Source organism: Rhizorhabdus sp. P4_G5 (assembly GCF_056401065.1).
Map to the genome: position 1 here is coordinate 23,590 of NZ_JBFUKB010000005.1, position 26,774 is coordinate 50,363.

General features: G+C 65.6%; 19 protein-coding genes and 2 tRNA genes. 13 read left to right on the top strand and 8 right to left on the bottom strand.

Going from position 1 to position 26,774, the window contains the following annotated elements; translation table 11 throughout:
• Position 1: 1 nt before the first annotated feature.
• From AC1DQK_RS09930 to AC1DQK_RS09945, 4 genes are all read right to left on the bottom strand, one after another.
• Positions 2 to 934 (bottom strand): sensor histidine kinase, encoded by a 933-nt coding sequence (locus tag AC1DQK_RS09930; RefSeq protein ID WP_477869944.1) that lies wholly within the window; start codon positions 932 to 934, stop codon positions 2 to 4.
• Positions 935 to 1,134: 200 nt separating this feature from the next.
• Positions 1,135 to 2,769 (bottom strand): tetratricopeptide repeat protein, encoded by a 1,635-nt coding sequence (locus AC1DQK_RS09935; RefSeq protein ID WP_477869946.1) that lies wholly within the window; start codon positions 2,767 to 2,769, stop codon positions 1,135 to 1,137.
• Positions 2,770 to 3,229: 460 nt separating this feature from the next.
• Positions 3,230 to 4,036 (bottom strand): SDR family oxidoreductase, encoded by an 807-nt coding sequence (locus tag AC1DQK_RS09940; RefSeq protein WP_477869948.1) that lies wholly within the window; start codon positions 4,034 to 4,036, stop codon positions 3,230 to 3,232.
• Positions 4,037 to 4,566: 530 nt separating this feature from the next.
• Positions 4,567 to 4,640, bottom strand: a tRNA-Cys gene (locus AC1DQK_RS09945).
• Between the two features lie 170 nt (positions 4,641 to 4,810).
• Here AC1DQK_RS09945 and AC1DQK_RS09950 point away from each other — a divergent pair.
• The 6 genes from AC1DQK_RS09950 to AC1DQK_RS09975 all read left to right on the top strand — a co-directional run bounded on the left by AC1DQK_RS09950 (position 4,811) and on the right by AC1DQK_RS09975 (position 13,947).
• Positions 4,811 to 5,455, top strand: coding sequence for a protein-L-isoaspartate O-methyltransferase family protein (locus AC1DQK_RS09950; RefSeq protein ID WP_477869950.1), 645 nt, complete (start codon positions 4,811 to 4,813; stop codon positions 5,453 to 5,455).
• A gap of 5 nt (positions 5,456 to 5,460) precedes the next feature.
• On the top strand, positions 5,461 to 6,957 hold the full coding sequence (locus tag AC1DQK_RS09955; RefSeq protein WP_477869952.1) for a TolC family outer membrane protein: 1,497 nt from the start codon (positions 5,461 to 5,463) through the stop codon (positions 6,955 to 6,957).
• Positions 6,958 to 6,998: 41 nt separating this feature from the next.
• Positions 6,999 to 7,541, top strand: a complete 543-nt coding sequence (locus AC1DQK_RS09960) for a DUF2497 domain-containing protein (RefSeq protein WP_477869954.1) — start codon at positions 6,999 to 7,001, stop codon at positions 7,539 to 7,541.
• A gap of 68 nt (positions 7,542 to 7,609) precedes the next feature.
• The gene (locus AC1DQK_RS09965) at positions 7,610 to 9,640 is read left to right on the top strand and encodes a dipeptidyl-peptidase 5 (RefSeq protein WP_477869956.1); all 2,031 of its coding nucleotides are present in this window, start codon (positions 7,610 to 7,612) and stop codon (positions 9,638 to 9,640) included.
• 167 nt (positions 9,641 to 9,807) lie between these two features.
• Entirely contained in the window at positions 9,808 to 12,543 is a 2,736-nt protein-coding gene (locus tag AC1DQK_RS09970) for a valine--tRNA ligase (protein WP_477869958.1), read from the top strand.
• Positions 12,544 to 12,549: 6 nt separating this feature from the next.
• Positions 12,550 to 13,947: an MATE family efflux transporter gene (locus tag AC1DQK_RS09975; protein WP_477869960.1), complete on the top strand. Its 1,398-nt coding sequence runs from the start codon at positions 12,550 to 12,552 to the stop codon at positions 13,945 to 13,947.
• A gap of 16 nt (positions 13,948 to 13,963) precedes the next feature.
• Here the strand turns inward: AC1DQK_RS09975 and AC1DQK_RS09980 are convergent, their stop codons facing one another.
• Entirely contained in the window at positions 13,964 to 14,863 is a 900-nt protein-coding gene (locus AC1DQK_RS09980; RefSeq protein WP_477869962.1) for a diacylglycerol/lipid kinase family protein, read from the bottom strand.
• 115 nt (positions 14,864 to 14,978) lie between these two features.
• On the opposite strand from AC1DQK_RS09980, the gene hemB reads away from it, so the two are divergent.
• The 5 genes from hemB to AC1DQK_RS10005 all read left to right on the top strand — a co-directional run bounded on the left by hemB (position 14,979) and on the right by AC1DQK_RS10005 (position 19,539).
• Positions 14,979 to 15,971: a porphobilinogen synthase gene (gene hemB / locus AC1DQK_RS09985; protein WP_477869964.1), complete on the top strand. Its 993-nt coding sequence runs from the start codon at positions 14,979 to 14,981 to the stop codon at positions 15,969 to 15,971.
• Positions 15,968 to 16,501, top strand: coding sequence for a GNAT family N-acetyltransferase (locus AC1DQK_RS09990; RefSeq protein ID WP_477869966.1), 534 nt, complete (start codon positions 15,968 to 15,970; stop codon positions 16,499 to 16,501). The genes hemB and AC1DQK_RS09990 overlap by 4 nt, the downstream gene beginning before the upstream one ends.
• Positions 16,498 to 17,031 (top strand): gamma carbonic anhydrase family protein, encoded by a 534-nt coding sequence (locus AC1DQK_RS09995; protein WP_477869968.1) that lies wholly within the window; start codon positions 16,498 to 16,500, stop codon positions 17,029 to 17,031. Before AC1DQK_RS09990 ends, AC1DQK_RS09995 begins: the two co-directional genes overlap by 4 nt.
• A gap of 70 nt (positions 17,032 to 17,101) precedes the next feature.
• Entirely contained in the window at positions 17,102 to 18,907 is a 1,806-nt protein-coding gene (locus tag AC1DQK_RS10000) for an aminopeptidase P family protein (protein ID WP_477869970.1), read from the top strand.
• A gap of 110 nt (positions 18,908 to 19,017) precedes the next feature.
• On the top strand, positions 19,018 to 19,539 hold the full coding sequence (locus AC1DQK_RS10005; RefSeq protein WP_477869972.1) for a CAP domain-containing protein: 522 nt from the start codon (positions 19,018 to 19,020) through the stop codon (positions 19,537 to 19,539).
• Here the strand turns inward: AC1DQK_RS10005 and AC1DQK_RS10010 are convergent.
• Complete coding sequence (locus AC1DQK_RS10010) at positions 19,533 to 19,709, bottom strand: hypothetical protein (RefSeq protein ID WP_477869974.1); 177 nt, start codon at positions 19,707 to 19,709, stop codon at positions 19,533 to 19,535. The genes AC1DQK_RS10005 and AC1DQK_RS10010 overlap by 7 nt on opposite strands.
• 123 nt (positions 19,710 to 19,832) lie before the next feature.
• Between AC1DQK_RS10010 and AC1DQK_RS10015 the strand changes: the two genes are divergently transcribed.
• Positions 19,833 to 19,907, top strand: a tRNA-Thr gene (locus tag AC1DQK_RS10015).
• A gap of 279 nt (positions 19,908 to 20,186) precedes the next feature.
• Here the strand turns inward: AC1DQK_RS10015 and AC1DQK_RS10020 are convergent.
• Positions 20,187 to 22,790 carry a TonB-dependent receptor gene (locus AC1DQK_RS10020; RefSeq protein WP_477869976.1) on the bottom strand — a complete coding sequence of 868 codons (2,604 nt, stop codon included), beginning with the start codon at positions 22,788 to 22,790 and terminating at the stop codon, positions 20,187 to 20,189.
• A gap of 290 nt (positions 22,791 to 23,080) precedes the next feature.
• Entirely contained in the window at positions 23,081 to 25,327 is a 2,247-nt protein-coding gene (locus tag AC1DQK_RS10025; RefSeq protein ID WP_477869978.1) for a hypothetical protein, read from the bottom strand.
• A 207-nt stretch (positions 25,328 to 25,534) separates the two neighbouring features.
• On the opposite strand from AC1DQK_RS10025, the gene AC1DQK_RS10030 reads away from it, so the two are divergent.
• A complete protein-coding gene (locus AC1DQK_RS10030) occupies positions 25,535 to 26,710 on the top strand; it encodes a sensor histidine kinase (RefSeq protein WP_477869980.1) in 1,176 nt (391 codons plus the stop codon).
• Positions 26,711 to 26,774: the final 64 nt, after the last annotated feature.

The window sequence follows — 26,774 nt, forward strand, 5'->3', positions numbered from 1 at the left end:
GTCAATGATTTAGCTGCAACAGCGGCACCCTTAGCTCGCACCGCGTTCCGCGATCGGTGGTCGCTCCGCTGCTCGTGTGAAACTCGCCCTTCAAGGAGCGCGCCAGCACATCGATCAGCTTCGTACCCGTCCCTGCGGCGCGTTCATCGGTCAGGCCGATCCCGTCATCCTCGATCGTTATCAACACGTCGTCGCCTTCGGGGCGCAGCCACACAGCGACGGCGCCAATGCCGTCCGGGAACGCGTGCTTGGCGGTATTGGTCAGGCATTCGTTGACGATCAGTGCGATCGCCACCGCGCTCTGCGCCGGCATCTGTACGGGTTCCGCGTCGAAGCTGAGCGACACGCCGGCCGGAAGCATGCCTTCGCAGACGCGGTCGCATATCTCGCGAAGATGCTCGTGGAGCAGCACGGTCGAAAGGTCGGCGCTGCTCAGCGCGAGATTCGAATAGGCTGCTGCAAGGGACTGCAGCCGGCCGGCCGCCTGCTTCAATTCGTCGCGCAGCCGGGCATCGGCTTCGCCCGCCGCCCGCGACAGCAGCAGCGAGGAGGCGATCTGGAAGTTGTTGCGCGTGCGGTGATCGACCTCGCGCAGCGCGAGTGACAGCAGCTCGACATGCCGCTGCTTCTCCTCCTGAAGCCGCATCGACGTCGCGCGAAACGAGGCTACCGCCCACACCGTCAGCACCAGCGAGGCAGTGGCGACGAAAAGGCCGATCGCATCCGGAACACTGATCGCGAAATCCCGGCGCGGCGGGATGACGAAATACCAGATCAGCAGCTGGCAGCCTGCCGCCGCCATCCAGCCCGAACGCGCGCCGGCGATCAGGCTGGCAAAGATCACCGCCGGAAAGACAAAGGCATAGGCGACCACGCCGGGCGCGAAAAGATCGACCAGCGCCCGTCCTATGACGGCAAGTCCGATGGCCGCCATCGCGACGACAATGTCGGTCGACAGCTTTGCATTCCGCCCGGCAAGGCCGTGCGGGAGATTCCCGATAAGCGTTATAGTCCCTGCTCCTCAGTGCCTTGCGGTTGCCCGCCCGGCGGTGCCGTTGCCCTAATACGGCAGCAGGATGTTATCCCGCTATCGGCTGCAGCGGAAGCCGTTCCGGTCGCGCGGTCGATTTTTCGTCAGGACGCGATAAGCCCTGCCTTGTGGAGATGTGCTATCGCCTTGGCTCGGATGGCAGCTGCATAACCCAGCCGCGCGAGATAGCCTTGGGGGTCACGGGCGATCGGGGCGCCGATCTTCTCGAGCTGGGACCATGAGGCGCGGGCTCGCGGCAGATCTCCGATCATCGCATAGCCCGCCGCGCTCACCAGATAGAAGCGGCCATGCCGTCCGAACAGCGGCGGCGACATGTGCGACAAGGCTTCGTGGGCGATCCTGTGATCGTTACGGCCGATCGCGAGCAGCAGCAGCGGGGCGTAGAATCGACCGTCCGGATTGTCGTCCAGCGCGATGGCACGGCGGATGAACTGCTCTGCCCGTGGATCGCCGCAGTCGAGCAGATAGACTCCGGCATCCGACAGAAGGGCTGGATCATAAGGCTGCTGCGACGCCGCCCGCAGCGCGAAGGCCACCGCCTGAGAACATGCCCGGCGAACCACCGCGATCCGCGCGCGCGCCGCGTTGCTCCATGGGTTGAGCGGGTCGATGGAGCCGGAAATCTGGGCGTGGCGCTGGGCGGTAAGCAGCAGCGCGGGCCGGTCGCGCGGATCGGTTTCGGAACTCACCATCTTTTCGACGGCCAGCTGCGCCGCCGCCGCCTGCAGTTCGGCGTTGTTCGGATCCCGGTTGGTGCTGCGCTCCACGCATGTGCTCACATGCTCGAGGTCGTCGTCGGTGCGCTCCTTGCGGTAGCGGTGATAGAGCAGCAGGCAGCTATAGCCGGTTGCTTCCTGCCCGCCATGCTCCTGGAGTTCGTGTGCGGCGACGACCCCGGTGACACGGCCAATCGTAGCGATGGCGGGCGCCAGCGCCCGGTCGAGCGCTTCGCTATCGACGCCCTGTTCGGTCGGAATGTTGAAATCGCCCGACCAGATCAATCGATCCGGCGAGAGCCGTGTCAGGCGCAGGAACAGGCGCGGGCGCTCACCGCCGATCAGGTCGGTCGCAAGATGGTAGCGCGCGGGAACGGCAAGCGGATCCGTCGTGCCCGAGCGACGCTGGGCACGGAGGTCATACATCCCGCTCCGGCCGAGACCGTTGATCAGGGTCGCCCGGGCAAGGGTGCCGAGCTCGCCGCTTTTCGCCATGTCGGTAGCGCCGAGTTCGAGCACCGGGCGTTCATGCCCGATGGTCGGCGCGCTGATGTCCATCGGCAGGATCCGGATCAGCGCGGCGGTGCTCAGCAACAGCAGGAGGATGAGCAGTCCGGCCTGGAAGCTGAATGCCAGCGGCGGGATCGGCGGCACCGGCGGCGGTGCAACGGCCGCCTCTTCGGCCGTCGCCTCCACAGGCTGCAGCGTCACCCGATAGCGTCCGCTGGGGATGGTCAGCCGTAGCCCGGAACTAGGGGGCGTCACGCTGTAATAGCTGTCCAGCATCCGGCGGAGCCGGCCGACCTGCACGCGAGGATAGCTGTCTGCCCGCGCGTCATAGTCGGGGGCCCGGCCCAGCCCGTCAACCGCCACGGAATAGGCCTTGAGCTGGTCGCCACGGCCCGCCGCCGTTTCGCCGACCAGGAAGGACAGCAGGCGCTTCATGATCGGGGCACGCGCGAAGTCCGACGAGGCGATCACCGACTGCAGCTCGCGCATCATTTCCGCGCAATGTGTGTCTGAGTCAGGCAGAGGCGTATCCCCACCTAAGCGATCGGTCGCGAGTTCACCCATGTCGCTCATGTCGATGACGGCAGGTAGCGCGAATTCCCGCTGGTGTCACCGGCGATCTCAGCCGAGGCCAGTGCGACGGTGTAACGGTAACAGAGACGGCTAGTCACTGCCCAGCCGCGCGTCTTGGTTGCAGCAGGGATTTAGCAGCGTCATGCTGTCAGCCGTCGGATGGCAGGGCATTCCCCTCCAATAGGATGCCGGCCATCCATATCTGGCGAATTGGCCGATCGCCCTTTTTGGCCCCCACCACCGGGGCGGTCGGCCTTTTCGCGGTCCGGCGCGATGCCGTTATCCAGTGTCAGCCGACGGTGCGGGCAACGGCGAGCCGGCCGGGACGAGATTGACCATCGTACCGGCGATATCCGGCCTGGCGGGTAGCGGTGATCGCTCAGGCGGCCGGATTCGCGGCCTGGCCATGCGCTTGGATCGAGGCGGTGATCTCCTCGCGCGTGGGATTGCGGCGCAATGTCAGGCCGCCGTTCACCTGCAGATTCTCGCCGGTCATGAAGCATTCGTCGGATGCGACGAAAACGCAGGCTGCCGCAATATCTTCGGCCGTGCCGACGCGGCCTAGCGGGTAGCCCGGCAGGAAGGCTTCGGCGAGACCCGGAATGGCCATGGCATCGGCCGTCATGGGTGTCGCGGTGAGGCCTGGCGAGATCGAGTTTACCCGGATGCCGCGCGATCCGAATTCGTGCGCGGCGACGCGGACGATGTGATCCGTGCCCGCCTTCGCGCCCATATAGGCGGCGTGGTCGTTGAGCATGATCTTCGCCGTCGCGGAGCTGATCTGGATGATCGATCCGCCCTGGTCCATCGCGCCGATCATCGCCTGCATGAACAGGAACGGCCCCTTGAACTGAAGCGCGCTCATCTGATCGAACTCTTCCTCGGTGGTTTCGAGGAAGCCGGTCAGGAGACCCCATCCGGTGGCGTTGATGGCTATGTCCAGTCGCCCGAGCCTTTCCTTCGCCTCGGCCGCCAATGCGAAGACCTCGTCACGCCGCGTAATGTCGCAGCGCATGGCATGCCCGCCGATCTCGGATGCAAAACGCTCGAGCTCATCCATCTTGCGGCCGGCGACGGCGACGGCGGCGCCTTCCTGGACGAGGCGGCGGGCGATCACCTGCGCCATGTTGTCGCGATTGGCAGCGCCGAGAATGATCGCGCTCTTACCCTGTAGTCTTCCAGCCATGCCGATATCTGCCTTTCAAACCATGTGGCCGGCGTTGCGCCGGCGTCTTCTGTCGCGGATCGGCGAAGCGCAATCTTGAGCCTTGGCGATGAGCAGTAGAAGTTCTGCCATCCGCGTCCTGCCTGGTCGCGGCATGAGGCGCACGGAAGCGGATTTATTTCACAGTAGGATATGGGCCGCTCCGACGGGAACTGATGATTTGCACAGGTGCGCTGTGCGGAATGTCGCCAACTTCACTCCGAAAAGTGAACATGCAGACTGCGCGGCGAGCCCATCGTTCGGGGCCTGCCGCTGGTCGCTATTTGTTGCCCGTACAGGCTGGCAGGCCGGCTTTCGCCCCGAACGAGTGGCGGCCGACCATGCGCCGAGCGGCCATGGCTGACGTGCAATGGCGATGGCGCCCCTTCCGACCATTCGGAGGATCGGTGGGCGATAAACGCTACGGATCAGCTGAATTACAGATGTCCCAGACCGGCAGCATCGAGATGTTGATGCCGACAAGCCGACATATAGGTCAGCGGTTCAGGAGGTGGAGGCCCGAGCCGGAATCGAACCGGCGTGCAAGGATTTGCAGTCCTCTGCGTAACCACTCCGCCATCGGGCCAGCGGAGCGCGGCAATGGCGGTAGGGGGCTGGAATGTCAACCATGATCGGCGCGATCGTCGCGATCCAGCGGGAGCTAATCGCGCTTGGCGGTGATGCAGTGACGCGGTAAAGCCTTGAACCTCGCCCTGCTGTATTGTAGGGATAAGACACTAATATCGGGAAAGCCCAGTGACCGAGCAGAATTTCGAGCAGATGCGCCGAGCCATGGTGGCCAGCCAGCTCCGGACGACCGGAGTCAACGATCCGCGCGTGGTCGCGGCGATGGGCGAGGTGCCGCGCGAGCGTTTCGTGCCGGCGGACAAGGCGGTGCTCGCTTATGCCGATCTGGCGCTGCCGATCGGTGCCGGGCGCGAGCTTAGCCCGCCGATGGTCACCGGGCGGCTGTTGACCCAGGCCGACGTGTCCCCGGGCGATAAGGCGCTCGTGGTCGGCGCGGCGACGGGCTATACGGCGGCGCTGCTCGAGAAGCTGGGTGCGGAGGTCGTCGCGGTCGAGGAAGACGCCGAACTGCTCGCGCTGGGCAAGAAGAACGTGCCGGGCGCGACCTGGGTCAAGGCCGCGCTTCCGGCCGGCAGCAAGAAGGGCGCTCCCTATTCGCTGATCCTGCTCGACGGCGCTGTCGAGGAGGTGCCGCAGGCGTTGATCGACCAGCTGGCCGATGGCGGCCGGCTGGTGGGTGCGCTGATCGATCAGGGCGTCACGCGGCTCGTCTCCGGCGTCCGCGCCGGCCGCGGCTTCGGCACGACTTCCTTCGCGGATGCCGATGCCGCTCATCTGCCCGGCTTCGCCAAGCCTGCCGCCTTCAGTTTCTGACAGGGATGTATTCGGTGAAGTTCACGTTGGGGGGCGCGGTGCCAGTGGCCCGCTGGAGTGTTTCGATCGCTGCGATGATGATCGCCGGCCTTCCCGCAATGGCCTCCGCCGACACGCTGCGCGACGCGCTCAGCCAGGCTTACGCGTCCAACCCGACATTGACCGGCGCGCGCGCCGGGCTGCGCGCAGTCGACGAGAATGTCGCGATTGCCCGCGCCCAGGGCCTGCCCGATGTCAGCGCGACCGCGAGCTACAACAAATTCGTCAAGCGCTCGGCCAACAGCTTCACTTCGCCCAAGGAGGCGCTCGGCGGCTCGGCGACCGTTACCGTGCCGCTCTATGAGGGAGGGTTCGTGCGCAATTCGGTGCGCGCGGCCAAGGCGCGGGTTCAGCAGGGCCGCGCAAGCCTGCAGGCCACAGAGGGCGACGTGTTCACCAACGCCGTTGCCGCTTATATGGACGTGATCCGCGACACCGCGATCGTCGATCTCAACGCGGGCAATGTAAAGGTGCTCGAAACCGACCTTCAGGCGAGCCGCGATCGTTTCCAGGTTGGCGACCTGACCCGCACCGACGTCGCCCAATCGCAGGCGCGGCTGGCTGGCGCGCGGAGCAGCCTCCAATCTGCGCAGGCGCAGCTCGACGCCAGCCGCCAGGCCTATCTCGAAGTGGTCGGCAAGTTCCCCGACAATCTGGAGCCGCCGCCGCCGCTGCCCGGCCTTCCGGCGATGTCCGAGGAAGCGGTCGATGTGGCGGTGGCCAACAATCCCGATCTGGCCGCAGCGCGCCAGGCGTCCCGCGCCGCCGATTACGACGTCGGCATCGCCCAGTCTTTGAGGATGCCGCGCCTGTCGGCATTTGGAACCGGCGACTATACCGACTATCGCGGTACGCTGGCCGGCGGTGCCGCGGGCGTGAAGCAGATCGACAAGACCGCGACGCTGGGCGTGCAGGCGCAGATCCCGATCTTCCAGGGCGGGGAGCCCGGCGCGCGCGTTCGCCAGGCGCAGGCGCGCAAGAGCCAGGCGATCGAGGCGCAGACCGCGGCCGAACGCGCGGTGATCGCCGACGCGCGCACCGCCTTCTCGCGCTATCAGGCGTCGCTGGGCGTGATCGACTCATCGCTGGCCGCGGTGTCGGCCAACGAACTCGCGCTCGAAGGCGTTCGCGCCGAGCAGGGGGTCGGCACCCGCAACGTGCTCGACGTGCTGAACGCCGAGCAGGAATTGCTCAATGCACGGTCCACGCTCGTCTCGGCCAAGCGCGACGCCTATGTGGCCGGTTTCGCCCTGCTGGCGGCGATGGGGCGTGCGCAGGCCAAGGATCTCGGGCTCGACGGCGGCTCGCTGTACGATCCCGTCGCCAACTATACGCGGGTCCATAACCGCATCTGGGATTGGGACAGCGATCCCAAGCCGAAGCCGGTCGCGACATCGACGCTCGGCCAGCCGAGCTTTTCCGCGGTCCCACCGCACAGCCCGGTGGCAAGCCCCGAGAAATAGCTTATATCGGGCGCATGGCCGATCCGCGTTCCGAACCCTCGATGGAAGATATACTGGCTTCCATCAAACGCATCATAGCCGACGATCCGCCGGCGCCCCAGCCGCAGGCGGCTCCGGCGGCGCCCCAGCGCGCGGCGCCAGTGCCGCAGGCGGGGCCGGCTCCGTCGATGGGGCCCGGCCAACCGGCCCCCGCGCCGCTTCCCTCCTGGCCCAGGCGCAGCGAGCCTCCGTCCGCCGATTCGATCCTGGAACTGACCGATCGTGCGCCCGAGCCCTTCGCGCCGCCGCTCGAGCCACTGCCCCAGCCGTCGGCCCAGCCATCGCCCCAGCCGGTGCAGCGCGCTGTCGACCGCCTGCGCCGCGCCGAGGCCGAGATGCCGCAGCCGGCGCCGCGCCCGGTCCCGCGCGACCTGATGCCGCGCACCCCGGCTCCCCGGCCCAGCGGGGGCGATGTGACGCTCGACGCCTTGGTGCGGGAGATGCTGCAGCCCCTGCTCTCCGAGTGGATCGACAGGAACCTGCCCGACATGGTCGAGCGGCTGGTGCAGGCCGAGATCCGGCGGATGACCGAAAAGGACGGATAGCCCGGCCAGTGTACCACCTCGCTGACACGGCGCTTGGCGCTGCGCGGCAACTGGTTTAGTCCCTGTCCATGCAGAAACTCCCGCTCCTGGCCCTTGGCCTCGCCGCGGGCATTGGCGCAGCCGCGCATGCCCGCCCGCTCACGATCAACGACGTGGCATCCTTCTCGCGCATCGGCGGCGCCGACGTGTCGCCGGACGGACGCTGGCTGGTCTGGGACCAGCGCGAGACCGATCTCGCCGCGAACAAGGGCCGAACCGATCTATGGCGGCTCGATCTGTCGAAGAAAGGCGCCCTTCCCGAAAGGCTCGCCGCCGATCCGGCGGTCAATGAGGCTTCGCCGGCATTCTCGCCGGACGGGCGCTGGGTGTTTTTCACCGCCGACAAGGGCGGGAAGGGCGGCATCTGGCGGGTTGCCATCGCAGGCGGCGAGCCCGAGCTGGTCGCTGGCCAGGACGTCGACGGCTTCAGGATCGCGCCGACCGGCGACAGGCTGCTGGTGTGGGCGGCGCGGCCGGTCGGCGCGAAGTCGCTGGCTGACACCAAGCCCGCCGCGACCGGTGGCAGCGCGCGCACCTATGATGGTTATTTCATCCGCCATTGGGACACATGGAGCGATGGCCAGCGTTCGCAGATCTTCGTGCTGCCGCTGGCCGGCGGCAAAGCCTCGGGCAACGGCGTGGCGATCGAAGGCGGGCTGGTCGGCGACACGCCCTCCAGGCCCTTTGGCGATGGCAGCGAGATCGCCTGGAGCCGCGACGGAAGGACCGTCTATTTCGCGCTTCGCGAGGCGGGCACGACCGAGCCGCTGTCGACCAACCTCGATATCTTCGCGGCTCCGGCCGATGGCTCGACGCCGCCCGTCAACCTGACCGATGCCAATGACGCGACCGATACGCTGCCGACCGTGTCGCCCGACGGAAAATGGCTCGCTTATGCGGCGATGAAGCGGCCTGGCTATGAGTCCGACCGGCTGGTGATCCAGCTGCGCAATCTTGCGACCGGCGAGGTCAAGCCGCTGACCGAGGGCTGGGACCAGTCACCCGCAAGCCTGACCTGGAGCCATGACGGCACGTCGCTCTACGTGACCGCGCTCGATACCGGCGACGAGCCGCTATTCGCGGTGTCGGTCGCGAACGGCAAGGTGACGAGGCTCACCGGCGCCGGCACCGCCGGCGGCGTGCTCGCGACGCCGAAGGGTTATGTCTATACATTAAACAGCCTGACCGCGCCGGCCGACCTCTACGCCGCGATCGGCAAGGGCAAGCCAGTGCGGCTGACCTCGGTCAACAAGGACAGGCTCGCCGGCATCGACATGCCCGGCATCGAGCATTTCAGCTTCAAGGGCGCCAATGGCGACATCGTCTGGGCCTATGCGGTCAAGCCGGCCGGATTGGCAGCGGGAGCGAAGGCGCCGATCGCCTTCCTGATCCATGGCGGACCGCAGGGCTCGTTCGGCAATGGCTGGTCCTATCGCTGGAATCCCGCGGTGTTCGCGGGGGCCGGCTATGGCGCGGTGATGGTCGATTTCCATGGCTCGAACGGCTACGGCCAGGCCTTCACCGACGCGATCAACCAGGACTGGGGCGGCAAGCCGCTGGAGGATCTGAAGCTCGGCCTCGCCGCGGCGACCGCCCGTTACAGCTGGCTCGACGGCGGCAACGCCTGCGCGGCGGGCGGCTCCTATGGCGGCTATATGACCAACTGGATCGCCGGCAACTGGCCCGATGGGTTCAAATGCCTGGTGACGCATGCCGGCGTGTTCGACGCCCGCGCCATGGCCTATGAAACGGAGGAGCTGTGGTTCGACGAATGGGAGCATGGCGGCCCCTATTACGAGGTCCCGCAGAGCTATGAGAAGTGGAACCCGGTCAATCATGTCACTACGTGGAAGACGCCGATGCTGTTTATCCATGGCGAGAAGGATTTCCGCATCCCCTATACCCAGGGCATCGCCGGCTTCACCGCCGCCCAGCGCCGAGGCGTGGAATCGCGGCTCGTGATATTCCCGGACGAGAACCACTGGATCCTCAAGCCCCGGAACAGCATCCAGTGGTATGACGAGGTGCTCGGCTGGATGGACAAGCATGTGAAAAAATAGAGCGGTTCTGTTCGAGCGATGTCGCGGACGCATGTCGAGCGGAGCCGGAAGCCCTCACTTCGTTCGGGCGTGCTCCTCGACTTCGCTCAAAGCGAGCGGCAGGGGATAGGAAAATAGGATTATGGGGTGGCGCGGTGCAGCATTCCCCCGCTAAAGCCACTGCCATCATGACGATAGACAAGACGTTCGACCCCGCAGCCATCGAGGCGCGCTGGTATGCCTACTGGGAAGAGCAGGGGCTGTTCCGCCCGGAGCGCCCCGATTCAGAGCCTTATACGATCGTCATCCCGCCGCCCAACGTCACCGGCAGCCTGCACATCGGCCATGCGCTCGACGATACGCTGCAGGACGTGCTGATCCGCCACGCCCGGTTGAAGGGCAAGGACGCGCTGTGGGTGGTCGGGACCGATCATGCCGGCATTGCCACCCAGATGGTGGTCGAGCGGCAGCTCAACGCCGCCGGCCAGAAGCGCACCGATTTCAGCCGCGACGATTTCATCGCCAAGGTCTGGGAATGGAAGGAAGAGAGCGGCGGCACGATCACCCGCCAGCTTCGCCGGCTCGGGGCGTCGTGCGACTGGGCCAATGAACGCTTCACCATGGACGAGGGTTTTTCCAAGGCCGTCCTCAAGGTGTTCGTCGATCTCTACAACCAGAAGCTGCTCTATCGCGACAAGCGGCTGGTGAACTGGGATCCGGGCCTCAAGACCGCGATCTCCGATCTCGAGGTCGAGACGCGCGAGATCGCCGGCAAATTCTGGCATTTCAGCTATCCGCTCGCCGATGGCAGCGGCGCGATCTCGGTCGCGACGACACGGCCCGAGACGATGCTCGCCGACATGGCCGTTGCGGTGAACCCTGAGGACGAGCGCTACAAGGCGCTGATCGGCCGACAGGTCAGGCTGCCGATCACCGGCCGGCTCATCCCGATCGTCGCCGATGAGCATGCCGATCCCGAGCTTGGCTCGGGTGCGGTGAAGATCACGCCGGGGCACGACTTCAACGACTTCGAGGTGGGCAAGCGCGCGGGCTTCAAGGCCGGCGAGATGCTCAACATGCTCGATGGCGAGGCAAAGGTCGTCCAGACCAGCGACGGGCTTATCCCGGCCGGCTATCTTGGCCTTGACCGGTTCGAGGCGCGCAAGCAGGTCGTCGAGGCCATCGACGCGGCCGGCCTGCTCGAGAAGATCGAGGATCGCACCATCCAGACGCCTTATGGCGACCGCTCGGGCGTGGTGATCGAGCCGTGGCTGACCGACCAATGGTATGTCGATGCGGAGACGCTGGCGAAGCCGGCGATCGAGGCGGTGCGCTCGGGCGCGATCCGCGTGGTGCCCGAAAGCTGGACCAAGACCTATTATAACTGGCTCGAGAATATCCAGCCCTGGTGCGTGTCGCGCCAGCTTTGGTGGGGCCACCAGATCCCGGCCTGGTATGACGAGGATGGCCAGGTCTATGTCGCCGAAGACGAGGCTGGGGCGCAGGCCCAGGCTGGCGGTCGGAAGCTGACCCGCGACGGTGACGTGCTCGATACCTGGTTCTCGTCGGCGCTGTGGCCGTTCGGAACGCTCGGCTGGCCTGACGCGCCGCTCCAGAGAGAACCGTTCGTGCCGAGCGAAGTCGAGACACGGTCTTCGAGCGAAGGTTCCTCGACGTCGCTCGGGACGAACGGAGCGGGGAAGTCTCTCCTGAGCCGCCACTACCCGAACGACGTGCTGATCTCGGGCTTCGACATCCTGTTCTTCTGGGACGCGCGGATGATCATGCAGGGGCTGCACTTCATGGGTGAGGTGCCGTTCAAGACGCTGTACCTGCATGGCCTGGTGCGCGCCGCCGACGGCTCGAAAATGTCGAAGTCGAAGGGCAACACCGTCGACCCGCTCGGCCTGATCGACAAGTACGGCGCGGATGCGCTGCGCTTCACGCTGACCGCGATGGAAAGCCAGGGGCGCGACATCAAGCTGGATGAGAAGCGCGTCGAAGGCTATCGCAACTTCGCGACCAAGCTGTGGAACGCCGCGCGCTTCGCGCAGGGCAACGGCATCGGCGCGTCGACCAGCCTCGAAGCGCCCAGAGCCGAGCTCGCGGTCAACCGCTGGATCATCGCCGAGACCGTCAAGACGGTGCAGGCGCTCGATCTCGCCATCGCCGACCTGCGCTATGACGAGGCGGCGAATACCATCTATCACTTCGTCTGGGCGAGCTTCTGCGACTGGTATATCGAGCTGACCAAGCCGCTGCTGGCCGAGGGCGCGGACGAGGCGCAGGCCACCGAGACCCGCGCGGTCGCCGGCTGGGCGCTCGACCAGATCCTCGTCATGCTCCACCCGTTCATGCCGTTCATCACCGAGGAGCTGTGGCATGCTCTTGGCGAGCGGCCCTACGACATCATCGTCGCGAAGTGGCCGATGGCTGACGCGCGGGCGATCGATCCGGCGGCGCAGCAGGAAATCGACTGGCTGATCCGGCTGGTGAGCGAGATCCGCACTGCGCGCACCGGGCTGAACGTGCCGCCCGGCGCCAGGCTCAAGGGCTATGCCCGTGGGGCGAGCGATGCGACAAGGGCGCGCCTTGCCGCCAACAGCGCGGCGATCGCCCGCCTCGCGCGCATCGAGGTCGCCGAGGGCGAGGCGCCCACCGGCGGTGCTGCCCAGGTCGTCGTCGACGAGGCGACCTATGTGCTGCCGCTCGAAGGCGTGATCGACCTCGAAGCCGAGCGCGCGCGCCTGGCCAAGGGGATCGCGGCGGCCGAGAAGGAGCGCGACGGCCTCGCCGGACGCCTTGGCAACCCCGCCTTCGTCGAGAAGGCGAAGCCCGAGGCGGTCGAGAAGGCGCGCGCGGACCATGCCGAGAAAAGCCTCGAGGCCGAACAGCTGGCCGCCGCCCTGGCGCGGCTGGGATAGGCGGAGATGGCGGCCCCCAAACGTGATCTGATCGAGGGGCCGATCGGCAAGACCCTGCTGCTGTTCGCCATCCCGACCTTGGTGGGCAATGTCCTCCAGTCGCTCAACGCCTCGATCAACATGGTGTGGATCGGGCGCTTCCTGGGCGAGGACGCGCTGGCGGCGACATCCAATGCCACCAACATCGTGTTTCTCGCCTTCTCGCTGTTCTTCGGCTTCGGCATGGCGGCGACCGTGCTGGTCGGCCAGCATGTCGGCCGCAAGGATATCGATGGCGCACGGCGTGCCGTGGGTGCGGCGGCGGCGCTGTTCCTGGCGATCACGATCATCATCGTAGCGCTGGGCACCGGTTTCACCGACAGGCTCCTGCACGCGATGGGGACGCCGCCCGAGGCGGCAGCACTGGCCTCAGCCTATCTCAAGATGATGCTGCTCACCATGCCGTTCAGCTCGCTCAACATATTGCTGATGATGACGCTGCGCGGCGCCGGCGACGCCATGACGCCGCTGTGGTTCATGGTTCTGGCCATCGCCATCGATGCCGGCCTCAACCCCTTCTTCATCGCGGGAATCGGGCCATTTCCCGAACTTGGAATTGTCGGCTCGGCGGTTGCCACGCTCATCGCCAATGTCGTGTCGCTGCTGGGCATGCTGATCGTCGTTTATTGGCGCGACCTTCCGATCCGGCTCCGGGGCGCCGAGTTCCGCTATCTCCTGCCGCAGCCGGCGCTGCTGCGCCTGATCCTGGGCAAGGGCGCGCTGATGGGGATGCAGATGCTGGTGATGACGCTGAGCGCGCTGGTGATGGTCGGGCTGGTCAACCGCGCCGGCGTCTATGCAACCGCGGCCTATGGCGTCGCCTTCCAGCTCTGGAATTACATCCAGATGCCGGCGATGGCGATGGGCGCCGCGGTCAGCGCGATGGCTGCCCAGAATATCGGCGCCGGGCGCTGGGATCGGGTGGGCGCGATCACGCGCGGCGGGTTGGTCTATAATCTCCTGCTGACCGGCATACTCGTCGTACTCGTCAGCTGGTTCGACCGTCCCATACTGAGCCTGTTCCTCGGCGCGGACAGCCCGGCGATGGCGATCGCACAGCATATCCAGCATCTTGCGGGCTGGAGCTTCCTCTTCTCGGGCATGACGCTGGTGCTGTTCGGCACCGCGCGCGCCAATGGCGCGGTGGTGGGGCCGCTGGTCATATTCTTCCTCGGCCTGTTCGTCTGCCGGATCGGCTTCGCGCTCGCGGCCCACCAATGGCTGGGGTTCGATGCCCTGTGGTGGGCGTTTCCCTTCGGTTCGGTCCTCACCTGCACCATGGCGTGGGCATATTATGCGCGCGGCAGCTGGAAGAAGGGCGTGCTCGCCGATAGGGCGGAGAAGGCGGAACTGGTGGCCGTCTGATCGGTCGGCAGCGCGATCAATCGCGCCGCGGCGCGATGACGGAGACCGCCTTCGCCGCCACCCGAGCGGTGCACGGTGTCCTGGCGACCACTTCGCCATCGATCGAGACCTTCATCGGCGGCACCGTTTCGATATGGATCTTCTTGCCGCGATATTCGATCGTCGTGTCCTTGCGGGCCTGCAGCCTGAGATAGCTGGTGAACCAGCTCCAGCCGAGGCGTGCAGCGGAGCTTCCTGTCACCGCCTGCACGACGATCTCCCCGCTTTCCGGATCGGCCTCGTCGACCAGTTCGACACCGCCATGATAAGGGCCGTTGGCGATCCTGACCTCAAGCGCTTCTATCTCCTCGCGCACGCCGTCATGGGTGACGATCAACCGAAACGACTTGAACCTCATCGACTGGTAGGTGGCCCATAGCAGATAGCCGACCCGGCCGAGCGCCTTCTTCAGCAGCGGCGGGATATGATCGCCGATCTTGGTCGACAGGCCGATCGCCGCGCAATTGCAGTAATAATCGCCATCGATCACGCCGAGATCGATGCGGCGCGGCTCGCCCGCGGTGATGACGTCGATCGCGCCGTCGATATCGAGCGGGATTTCGAGCGACCGGGCGAAGCTGTTGGCGGTGCCGAACGGCAGCACCGCGAAGGTCGTGTCGGTGCCCACCAGATGATCTATGGCCGAGGACAGAGTGCCGTCGCCGCCGCCCATGATCAGCATCGGCGGCTTCCTGGCCATCGCGTTGCGGACGATCTCCGAAAGCGTGCCCGGCTTGTCCACCGCGATGGCTTCGATCAGGTCGATGCCGGCTTCGCCAAGCCGCGCACAGGCGGTCTCGAACTGTTTGCGGCCCTGGCGAGAGAGGGCATTGACGATGAGGATCGCCGAGCGTGGCGTAGCTATCTGGTCGGTCATGCGGCTGTGGAACGCGCCACATGTTGTTTCGGGCGCAGTTCTCTCCCCGGAAGATGAATAGGCGGCGGACTCAGCGTGCTTTGCGCCCGTCGCGCGCAGCCGCTAAAGCACGCGCATGACTCACGCTTCCTATCCCGCGCTTCGCCTGCGCCGCCCGCGCCGCCACGGCTGGAGCCGCGCCATGTTTGCCGAGAACGTCCTCACGCCCGCCGATCTGATCTGGCCGCTGTTTATCGCCAATGGCGATGCGGAGGAGCCGATCGCCTCGCTGCCAGGCGTTTCGCGCTGGCCGCTCGGGCAGGTTGCCGAACGCGCCCGTGAAGCGAAAGCGGCGGGCATCCCCTGCCTGGCGCTGTTTCCCAATACGCCGCGCGCGCTGCGCAGCGACGATGGCCGCGAGGCGTTCAACCCGGATAATCTGATGTGTCGCGCGATCCGCACGATCAAGGACGCAGTCCCGGATGTCGGCGTGCTCACCGATGTCGCGCTGGATCCCTATACCAGCCATGGCCATGACGGGCTGGTCGACGCGGGCGGCCATGTCCTCAACGATCCCACCAGCGAGGTGCTGGTCGCCCAGGCGCTGGTGCAGGCGGAGGCGGGCAGCGATATCGTTGCGCCTTCCGACATGATGGACGGGCGGGTCGGCGCGATCCGCGGCGCGCTGGAGAGCGGCGGGCATGTCGACGTCCAGATCATGTCCTATGCCGCCAAATATGCATCCGCCTTCTACGGCCCGTTCCGCGACGCGGTCGATACGCGCGGGCTGCTGAAGGGCGACAAGAAGGGCTATCAGATGAGCCCGGCCAATGCCGAGGAGGCGCTGCGCGAAGTGGCGCTCGATCTGGCCGAAGGCGCCGACAGCGTGATGGTCAAGCCCGGGCTGCCCTATCTCGACATCGTCCGGCTGGTGAAGGAACGGTTCGAGGTGCCGGTGTTCGCCTACCAGGTGTCGGGCGAATATGCGATGATCGAGCATGCGGTGGCGGCCGGCGCGGCGGATCGCGACGCGATGGTGCTGGAGACGCTGATGGCGTTCAAGCGGGCGGGCGCCTCGGGCGTGCTGACCTATCATGCGCTGCATGCGGCGCGCCTGCTCGGCGCATGATCGAAACCGGCCGGCTGGTGTTGCGCGGCTGGAAAGAGGCCGACAAGGCCCCGTTCCATGCCATGTGCAATGACCCGGCGGTGATGGAATATCTGGGCGCACCGCTGTCGCATGCCGAGATCGATGCGGCGACCGCGCGGCAGAATGCGCTGCAGGCCGAACGCGGCTATTGTTTCTGGGCGGTGGAACGCAAGGCCGGCCGAGACCTTCTCGGCTTCTGCGGGCTCAAGCCGGGGCCGCCGGGTACGCCGCTGGAGGGGCGGATCGAGATCGGCTGGCGCCTGGCCGCCGAACATTGGGGCATGGGCTATGCGCGCGAAGCGGCGGAGGCGAGCCTGGCCTGGGGCTGGGCCAATCTTGCCGACGACAGCATCTGGGCGATCACCAATATCGGCAACGTCCGATCCTGGGGCCTGATGGAGCGACTCGGCATGCGGCGGCACGCGGATCTAGATTTCGACCTTGACCGGCCGACGCTCGAAGCGCGGCTGAGGCCCCATATTACCTACAGCATCGGAAGGCCCACATGAGCGACGGCGCGACTATCCTGACCTTTGGCGGCATCAGCCCGACGATCGACCCCAGCGCCTTCGTCGCGCCTGGAGCGCGGGTGATCGGCGATGTCCACATCGGTGAGGGCGCCAGCCTCTGGTATAACGTCGTCGTGCGTGGCGACGTGAATCATATCCGGATCGGCGCGCGCACCAACATCCAGGACGGCAGCGTCGTCCATGTCTCGACCGCTACCCACCCGACGATCATCGGCGATGACGTGCTGATCGGCCATCTCGCTATGGTGCATGGCTGTACCTTGCATGACCGCGCCTTCGTCGGCTTGGGTGCGATCGTGATGGACGGCTGCGTGATCGAATCCGACGGGATGCTCGCGGCCGGCTCGATGCTGACGCCGGGCAAGCGCATCCCGAGCGGCCAGCTGTGGAGCGGCCGGCCGGCTCGATATATGCGCGACCTCACCCCGGAGGAGATCGCCGGACACCGGAAAGGCGTGGCCGGCTATGTCGAGACGGCGCAGGCGCATCACGCGGCGCTGGAGGCCTAGCTCGTGGTGCCGTTGCCGCGCTTCTTGCGCGGGCCTATCTATGCACGATGACTTTTGAGGGCGCATTTCCATGTCGAGTTACGAAGATCGCCTGAAGGCACTCCGCGAGGAACTGGCGCGGCGCAGGCTCGACGGCTTCGTCGTGCCGCTGACCGACGAGCATATGAGCGAATATGTCGGCGCCTATGCGCAGCGGCTGGCGTGGCTGACCGGTTTCCAGGGCTCGGCGGGTTCGGCGGTGGTGCTGCCGGCTGAGGCCGCGATCTTCGTCGACGGGCGTTATACGCTGCAGGTGCGCGAGCAGGTCGACGGGAAGCATTGGAGCTATGAGTCGGTCCCGCAGACCAGCATTGCCGCCTGGCTGGAAGCCCACGCCACCACGGGCGGCCGCATCGGTTATGATCCATGGCTTCATACCAAGGGCTGGGTGATGGCGGCGCAGAAGGCGCTCGCGACCAGGGGCGCCGAGCTGGTCGCCGTCGACACCAACCCGGTCGATGCGATCTGGCCGGATCGGCCGTCGCCATCGGCCGCGCGGCTCGTGGTTCAGCCGGATGCGCTGACCGGCAAGGCCTCGGCCGCGAAGCGCGCGGACATAGCAGACTGGCTCACCGCGAAGAAAGCGGACAGTGCGGTCCTGTCGGCGCTCGATTCGATCGCCTGGGCGTTCAACATCCGCGGGCAGGATGTCGATCGCACGCCGGTGGCGCTGGCCTATGCCATCGTCCATGCCGACGCGACCGCCGACCTCTACGTCGCGCCCGACAAGATCGATGACGATGTCCGCCAGCACCTTGGCAACGGCGTGCGCCTCCACGCCCGCAAGCAGTTCGAACCTGCGCTGCGGGCGCTGACGGGCAAGACGGTGGCGGCCGATCCGGAGCGGGCGGTGGCCGCGATCTTCGAGGCGCTCGAGGCGGGCGGCGCGGCGTTGATCGAAGAGCGCGATCCGGTCGTGCTGCCCAAGGCGATCAAGAACGAGGTCGAGATCGCAGGGCACAAGGCGGCGCAGGCACGCGACGGCGCGGCGCTCAGCCGCTTCCTGCACTGGCTGTCCGTCGAGGCGGCCAAGGGCGGGCTCGACGAGCTGACTGCCTCCGATCGGCTGCAGGCGTTCCGCGCCGAAACCGGACTGCTCAAGGATCTGTCGTTCGACACCATCTCGGGCGCAGGTCCGAACGGCGCGGTGGTCCATTATCGCGCGAGCGAGGCTACCAACCGCCGGCTCGAGCCGGGCTCGCTCTACCTGGTCGATTCGGGCGGGCAATATCAGGACGGTACCACCGACGTGACCCGCACCGTGGCGATCGGCACGCCGACCGCGGAGATGCGCGATCGCTATACCCGCGTATTGAAGGGCCATATCGCCGTGGCGAGGGCGATCTTCCCCAAGGGTACGCGGGGCGGGCAGCTCGACATCCTGGCGCGGCAGTTCCTGTGGGCGGCGGGGCTCGATTATGCGCATGGCACGGGCCATGGCGTCGGCGCCTATCTGTCGGTCCATGAAGGGCCGCAGCGCATCGCCACCTTCGGTGGCGGCGACGAGCCGCTGCAGCCGGGAATGATCCTCTCGGACGAGCCGGGTTACTACAAGGCCGGCGAATATGGCATCCGGATCGAGAATCTGATCCTGACGGTCGAGCAGGACATCGAAGGCGCCGAGAAGGACATGCTCGGCTTCGAGACGCTCACCTTCGCGCCCTATGAGCGCGCCCTGATCGACGAGGGCATGCTCGATCGGCACGAGATCGCCTGGGTCGACGCCTATCACGCCAGGGTGCGCGAGATCGTGGCGCCGCAGCTGACGGGCGACGCCGCGGCGTGGCTGCACGAGGCGACATCACCGCTGCTTGAAAGCCCCGCCTGGCAGGCATAAAAATTACGCGGCAGGCGCGGCGAGTCGTTGTACGAGATCGATGGCCCGCGCGTCCAGTTGCGTAGCATGGAGATGGGTCTGACGAGCGAATGAAGCCGTGGCGCGGGAAGATGGCTCGCCTGCTGATCGCGCCGATGGCTTTGCTGGCCGTTGGCGCCGCCGCGCCGCTATGGACGCCGCAGGACGTCGATGCCCGTCTGCTTGCGGCGCATAATGCCGAACGGGTCCGGCTCGGCATCCCGCCGCTGAAATGGAGCGACAAGCTCGCCAGGCAGTCGCTCGAATGGGCGCGGCAGCTGACGCTGATCGACGGGCTCGAGCATAGCGACACCGCCGACTATGAGGATCCCATCGATGGCGAGGAGGGGGAGAATCTCTGGCGCGGTACCAAGGGCTATTACTCGCCCGAACAGATGGTCAACCTGTGGGTCGACGAGCGGCGGATCTTCGTCAACGGGCCGTTCCCGCGCAACAGCACCACCGGCCAGTGGCGCGACGTCGGCCATTATACGCAGCTGGTATGGCGATCGACCACGGAGGTAGGCTGCGCCATCGCCAGCAGCGACGATGACGATGTGCTGGTGTGCCGCTATCTGGAAGGCGGCAATGTGATCGGCGAAAAGCCCTACTGATCCGGATCGTTGCCCGATGCGCCGCCCTTCGCGTCGTCTTGCGCGTTGCGCTCGCCGGTGGCGCGCGCCTGGGCCTTGCGGCGGCGCAGATTGGTGCGCAATGCTTCTGCCAGCCGCGCCGCACGCTCATCCGCGGCAGACGCACCTGATGGAGGAGCAGGCTTCTTCATCGCCGATCGATAGCCATATTCAAAGACAATCGGCAAGCCGCCTTGACGCAGGCCCCGCCATTGTCCATAGGCCCCCGACACCGCCGGGGGAGACCACCCGGCCGCCCGCTTTTCGCAGGCAATGCTGCCGTAGCTCAGTGGTAGAGCGCATCCTTGGTAAGGCTGAGGTCGTGAGTTCAATCCTCACCGGCAGCACCATTTTTTCAATGACTTAGCGACATGTCCCATATTGGGGGCCGCGCCAGGCGGACCGGGGCGGCCGCAATTCCGGTTGCAACGGGTGGTGCCGCGAAGGCGGGACCGGCGACGACCGCCAAGAGGGAAATCGGGAATGAAATCCAACGCATGACCGAGACTGACAGATCTTACCGGTGCGACCAATCTCGGCGCGACCGGTCTGTCCAGGAAGGATCGGTCCTTCAGATAGACAATGGCCCCGTCCGCTTCCGGACAGGGCCATTGGTAGACTTGTCTTTATCAGAACTTGATTGAACCGGTCACACCGTAGGTTCGTGGGTCGCCCCACTTGCAAGCTGCATAACCGATAGAATTGAGGTTATCGGAGCATCCCAACCTATACGCCTTGTCCGTCAGGTTTTGCACCCAGAACGACAGTGCGAACGGGGACGCAAACAGGTCATTGAACGACAGACGTCCACCGAGAACTCCAAATCCGGGTGCGCCATATACGCCCGCTGACTTAAGACCTTTGGTCTTGGTCCGGTAGGCGTAGTTCATGCTGAGAGCCACCTTCGCGAAGCTCTCCGGGATGAACGGCATGTCGAGGTTGCCGGCCACGCTGTAGGTCGTGCGTGGCACACCGGGAAATTCAATTCCCTTCAGGTTCACACCCGAAGTGAAATCGATGGGGTTGCTGATGCCGATCGGCCCGACGCTCTGAGGCTGCGGGATGACTGAGCCCTTGCCATAGCGTCCGACCTGGTGGGAGAAGCCGAAATCCAGGGTCAGTTCCGGTATCGGCTTGATGGTGCCTTCGACTTCGACGCCCTTGATCGTCGCCTTGCCGACGTTGAAGATCAGAAGGTCGGTGTAGTTCGGTGACGCAACCCCCCCGGGGCAGCTCGGATTCACGCAGAACGCCAGAATGTCCTGAGTCTGAATGTTCCTATATTTGCCGATGAAGCCCGCGATGTTGAGGCGGAACGGAACGGTTCCGATCAATCCCTGATGCTTCAAACCCAGTTCGACGTCGGTGATTTTCTCAGGGTCGAAGAAATTATAGTCAGTATTGACGGACGAGGTGGGCGTGACGCCACCCGCCTTGTAGCCACGCCTGGTCGCCAGATAGGTGAGCGTCTGTGGAGCAATCTGATATTCGAGCGAAGCGGTCCAGGTCAGCGCCTTCCACGAGTGGCTGCCGGTGAGGCTGCACTGAGCGCCGTTGTTCACACCGACCGAAGCCAGCCCGGTACGGTTTTCCTCTGCGCAAAGTGTGGTTGCCGGATTATAGTTCTGGCGAAAAGCGATCGACGGCGAATAGAAATCCTCACCCACCAGGGACTTTTTATCCCAGTTGTAGCGCGCGCCCAAGGTAAGGCGGAGACCTTCCGCTCCCATGCTGGAGAAATCATAGGTGCCTTGCGCGAAGAGGGCCTTGCTGGTGGTCTTGACGTTACCCTCGCGATAATGGCTTCCGACAGGGTAAAGCGAAAGAAACGCGATGGTGAAGAAGGAGTTGACCGATGACTGCTCTTTCTGATGGGAATAAAAACCACCTGCGATGAGCTTGAGGTTGGGGAGCTCAACGATGAACTGGAGTTCTTCGCTCAAAGCCTTGCGTGTGTTCACGTAATGGGTGGTATTGTTGACCAGGGTGCTCGGGAAAACCGGTGGCAGGCCCGGTACGCCAAGTGCAGTCAGCACTGGCGCGACATTGACCTGAAAACCGCCGATGCCGCCGGGATCCTGCTGGTCGATCGCCTTTTCGTGCCGATATCCCAGGATGTTCCTGATGCTGAGTACGTCGCTGAGTTTGTAGGTTGAGGTGTTCGCGGCTCCGTATGATGTCAAGCGCGACGCCAGCGTATTGTACGGATTGACGTTGATGGAAGCGCCAGTGGCGTCGGCGAGAGCCGGCCCGCTGGTCTTGCCAATGCCAGTCTGCGTTGCGAAGTGGAAAGGACTCCCCTGCCGGACGAGCAAGCCGTTGCGCAAGATCGGCGTGGCGCCGGCCAGCGCGCTTTGCTGCCTGACGCCGTCCTGGGTCAGAATGGAGATCAGTCCTGCGAAGCCTGGGGCCGCCGTGGGCGCCGCCTCGATCACGGAGGGCGACGGAACCTCGTTACGATGCAGATAGTCGACGGTCGTGATGCTCTCTAAGCGATCCGTCGGCTGCAGCAGCAGCGTGCCGCGTATGCTTTCATTGCGCCGGTTGCCTGGGTCCTTCTGGCCCGCCAGCGGGTTCTCGAACACCCCGTCCCGCCGCTCGATATTTCCGGCGAGGCGGAGGGCGGCCATGTCGGCCACGATCGGGAGGTTGAGGACCGCAGTCGCGGCCTTGCGGTCGTAATTGCCGTATTCAAGTTCCACCGAGCCGCCCAGGTCGTATGTCGGGCGGGCGGTGGTGAAAACCATCGCGCCACCGAGCGAACTCTTCCCGAACAAGGTACCCTGCGGCCCCTTCAGGGCCTGGACGCTGTCGAGATCATAAAGGGTCAGGCCGCGCGTACTCTGCGGCACGCCATTCACATAGGTGACGACATTTTCGTCGGTATAGAGCTGCTGGCGCTGACCGCGAATGATGAATTCCGGCTGCCCGGGGTAAAGATTGCTCGGCTTGATCTGGAGGTTGGGTACACTGAACTGAATATCAGTGACCGCCCTGACGTTCTTCTGTTTGAGTGCGTCCGCAGAAAGCGCGGTGACGGCGACAGGAACGCGCTGAAGATTTTCGTTGACCCTGCGCGCGGTGACGATGATTTCGCCCAGGCCGCTATCGGCATCGGCCGTTTCCGCTGGCGCACCAGAGGTCGGACCGGCTTCCTGGGCGCTCGCCTGACACAAACCGGCTGTCGCAAAGGCGATCGCTGATGCAGTCGCTAATATTCTGAATTTCGGCATAATGCCTCCCTCTCCCAAAATTACGAGGCCGACAGCATTGTTTTTTTTCTTGGCGCGTGGCTCGTCCGCGATCCTCCACGGTCGCTTCTGCGCCCACCTCGTCCATTCAGACTATGGCTCAACACGGGCATGCATGGCCCGACGCTGAAAATTCCCCCGCCTTAGCTTGCCGCCCGATATGTTCGAGGATGTTTTCGGGCCCGAAACCATAGCGTTCAAGCGCATTCTCGTGGTTGACCCTGCAGGAGGACTGGGTTGACCAGCCTTCTGCGCGGAGCAGTTGTCGCGCCTTACGGCTGCTCCGAAAGCACATCGGTATCGTTCGGCGGGCGAAGCTTGACCACCGCCTTGGGGCGTGGGCTCGTCGCGCGGCCGTTGACGAAGTCGATTCCGCGCCACGCTGGATCACCGGCAAGCGTGCACAGCGCCACATAGGCTTTCACCATTTCATGGGCGAGGTCGGCTTGCTCCGCGTTGCGGAACGGATAGCCGGTTCTGGGGAGCGCCGTGTCGCCGGAGCGCGCTCCATCGGTCATCTGTTCGATGCTCGGATAGACGTGGCGTGGATCGTCGGAAGGATATTCCGCTCGGAGGCGGTCCTGGGTCCAGTTGGTCGAAAAGCGGGACGCGGCCACTTCCAGTCCGGCGAGAAACGACCGGAACCGCACGAAGCGGTGATTGGCCCAGCCGAGCACGAGCCGCTCGCCGGGATGGAGCGGATCGTCGGCCGTGTCGGGACGAAAGCGCTTGGCGATCACCGTCCCCCCACGCGCGCCGCGCGCTTGCAGAAGATCGATCCTGTCCTTGCCCATGTCGAAGTTGAGCCCGCCTTCGTCGGGCAGCATGCGGATATGCACGATACGGTCGCGATAGCCGGGGATATCGATCAATTGATTGTCGCCCCATTGCCGTGCGGTGGTCAGCACGCGGCCGCCGAAGCGGACCAGCCGCCCGAATGCCGCGCCCGGCGTGAAGCGGGTATAGGCCGACAGGCGGCCGCTGTTGGTGCGCAGCATATAGACCAGCTCGTCCGGCGCGGCGCTGCCGCCTTCGGCTGGGACGGTGGGCAGGCCAGTGTCATCGGCCGGTGCCGCGGTGCGGTGGTCGCCATCGCCGCGCGCTCTGGACGGGGGAGCGTCGGGTTCCAGCTCGTCGTCATGGTAGAGCAGGTTCAGGCAGAAGGTCGGCCGCCCGGGAATGGGTGCGTCGAACAGATGGATCGGGAAGTTCGAGGTGATCCCGCCATCGGCGAGCCAGACCTCGGCGAGTTCCTGGCATCCCGGCGCCTGGCCGTTGCGGCGCACGACATAGAGCCGGACCGCGCGGAACAGGAATGGGAAGCTGAGCGACATGCGGACGGCGATCAGCACGGGCAGGTCTTCGGGGCGAGGCAGGCGGATGAAGTCCGCGCGGGCTTCGGCTTCGGGAACCAGCGCCTCGAGTTCGGCATCGATCTCGGCGCTCGTCCGCCGGTGCTTCACCATCCAGGTGACGATCGTTTCGGGAAACAGCGCCCGCAGATCGCTGATCCGCGCATAGAGCCGGTCCTCGCGGCGCATGAAAGGCAATTGCACCGATTGGGCGCGGTTGATGTCCGATGCGACCAGCGCGAGCTCGATGTCGCGCGCAATGCCGTCGAGGCGCGGCGCGGGGTTCGGTGCGGTCGCGCTCTCGCGGGCCGGTCGTTCGCGCGCGACGGCGGCAGCCTGTTCCATCGCGATCGCGAACGCCGCTTCGCGCGGTCGGCCCGCCACGCGGTGCGATGCCGCCCACAGGTCGCCGAAGCAGAGCGGTTCGTCCTCGTCCAGGCCGGCAAGCGCCTGGAACTGCTCGTGCAGCCACTCCGACAGCGAGGGCGCTTCGGCCGCCGTCGGCGGGCGCTGCCACGGCCAGCGCCACCGCAGGGCCGGCGTCCTGTAGCGCGCCATTCCGGAGCAGAAGCCGAAGCCATTGTCGGCGGTCGCCGCCAGGCCGCCCTTGATCCGCGGCAACCAGTAGGCGGCGGCGAACAGCACGGTCAGCACGACCGCACCGCACAGCAGCGACAGCATCGCCAAGGCGATGCCCGCGGCGGCGCGCGGCTCGGGGAGGCGCCAGACGAGCACCCCGACCACCGCACCGGCAACCAGCAGCGCGATCATCGCCGGCACCAGCAGGAACAGGCGAAGGACCGTGCCGGTGCCTCGCCGCCTAGCCTCCGACACCCGCATCAACAGTCGAAACAGCGGCGCCGTCGAAGCATCGGGTTCGAACAGGCGCAGCAGCAGCGGGCGTCCGTCGCTAGGCGCGCCAAGGCGGGATGCCAGCGAGGCCATCATTGCCGGAGCGTCGCCATTGCGCCCGGATCGCCGACCGAACTCCATCGCCGCGGCGGCCGCGGCGCCGATCGCGCCCGCGGACGTGCCGCCGACCGCGCGCAGCCGATAATCGCGCGCAATGGCGGCGATGGCACTCGGATATATGATGCCGCTGGTGACGCCGCCCTTCATCACGAGGTCGCATTCGAGCGCGAGCGGGCCGCCGGTAACAGGGCTCATCGGGGGCGGCCGCTCCTCGCGGACCTGTGGGATATCGGACGGTTCCAGCTACGGGTCATGCGGCACTCGATTCCGTTCCCTATTCTAGCCGATCCGCCGTGGCTTAGGTAGCCCATTGGCCCCGCAGCTGGCCTAGCCCAGGCTCCGGGAGCCGTTGGATGATCCATTTCGGGGCTCGCGCGTTGGCGGCAGGAGGGAAGAAGAGCTATGGCACGGAAATCCGCTGGCTCCGACATCGCCGACGCCGAGAAGTTGAGGTCGCATCTGCGGATCATCGTCGATGTCGGCCTGCTGGCTTCGCAATCGCTGTCGCTGGACGCCTTTTTCGACCATGTCGTGTCGCAGCTTGCGCTGGCTCTCGAAGTTTCGAACACCAAGATCATGCGCTATCGGCCGGCGGAAGGCGATCTGCTGCTCATCAACGGGGTGGGCTGGCGTGAAGGGGTGGTCGGCAAGGTGACGTTCGGGATCGATCTCGCGTCGCCGCCGGGCAGGGTGGTGCAGACCGGACAAGCCACGGCGATCGACGACATCACCCGATCGGCGGAGTATGTGGCGTCTCCGATCCTCAGGTCGCACGGCATCATATCGGTCGCGAATGTGCCGATCCTGGTCGATAACGCGGTGTGGGGCGTGCTCGAGGTCGACAGCAACGAACGCCGCGACTTCCGCGAAGATACGATCGAGTTCGTGCTTGCGATCTCCTACATCGTCGCCGGCGTGGTCAAGCGACATGAGGTGCAGGGCCAGCATGGCCGCGCGCTGGAGCAGGTCGCCCGCGAGGTTCAGCACCGCAACCTTTGGCTCAGCGAGATGCAGCATCGCGTCAAAAATTATTTCCAGCTCATCCTCTCCATGGTGACGGTGCACGCGCGGAAGGCGCCTTCCGAGGAGGACCGGCTGATTATCAACCAGATTGCGGAACAGATCACGGCCGTCGCGCTGGCGAACGACCAATTGAGGCTCGACCAGCGAAACCACGCCATCAGCATGCCCGCCTATCTCCAGGCGCTGTGCAGTGGCATCATCCGGCAGCAGGAGAAGATCACCCTGAGCGTGAATGCGGATGACATCATGCTGCCGTCGGAACGCGCCGTGCCGATCGGTCTGATCGTCAACGAACTGGTCACCAACAGCTTGAAATATGCTTTCGAGGGACGAAAGGCGGGCGGCATTGCCGTGGAACTCTCCGCGGCTCCCGGCAATGGGCAGGCGGCGCTCACGGTCTGGGACAACGGGATAGGCTATGATCCGGCCAAGGCGGACGGCAGCGGCCTCAAGCTCGTACAGGGGCTTGCGCGTCAGATCGCCGGCCAGATCGAGCATCGCACCTCGGCCGAAGGCACATCCACCCGCATCACGTTCATCGACGGGAATTGGTAGCCAGCTAGGCCCCGGTCGCTACGGAACCGACGGCATTCCCTCCCCAAACATTCATGGATGTGAT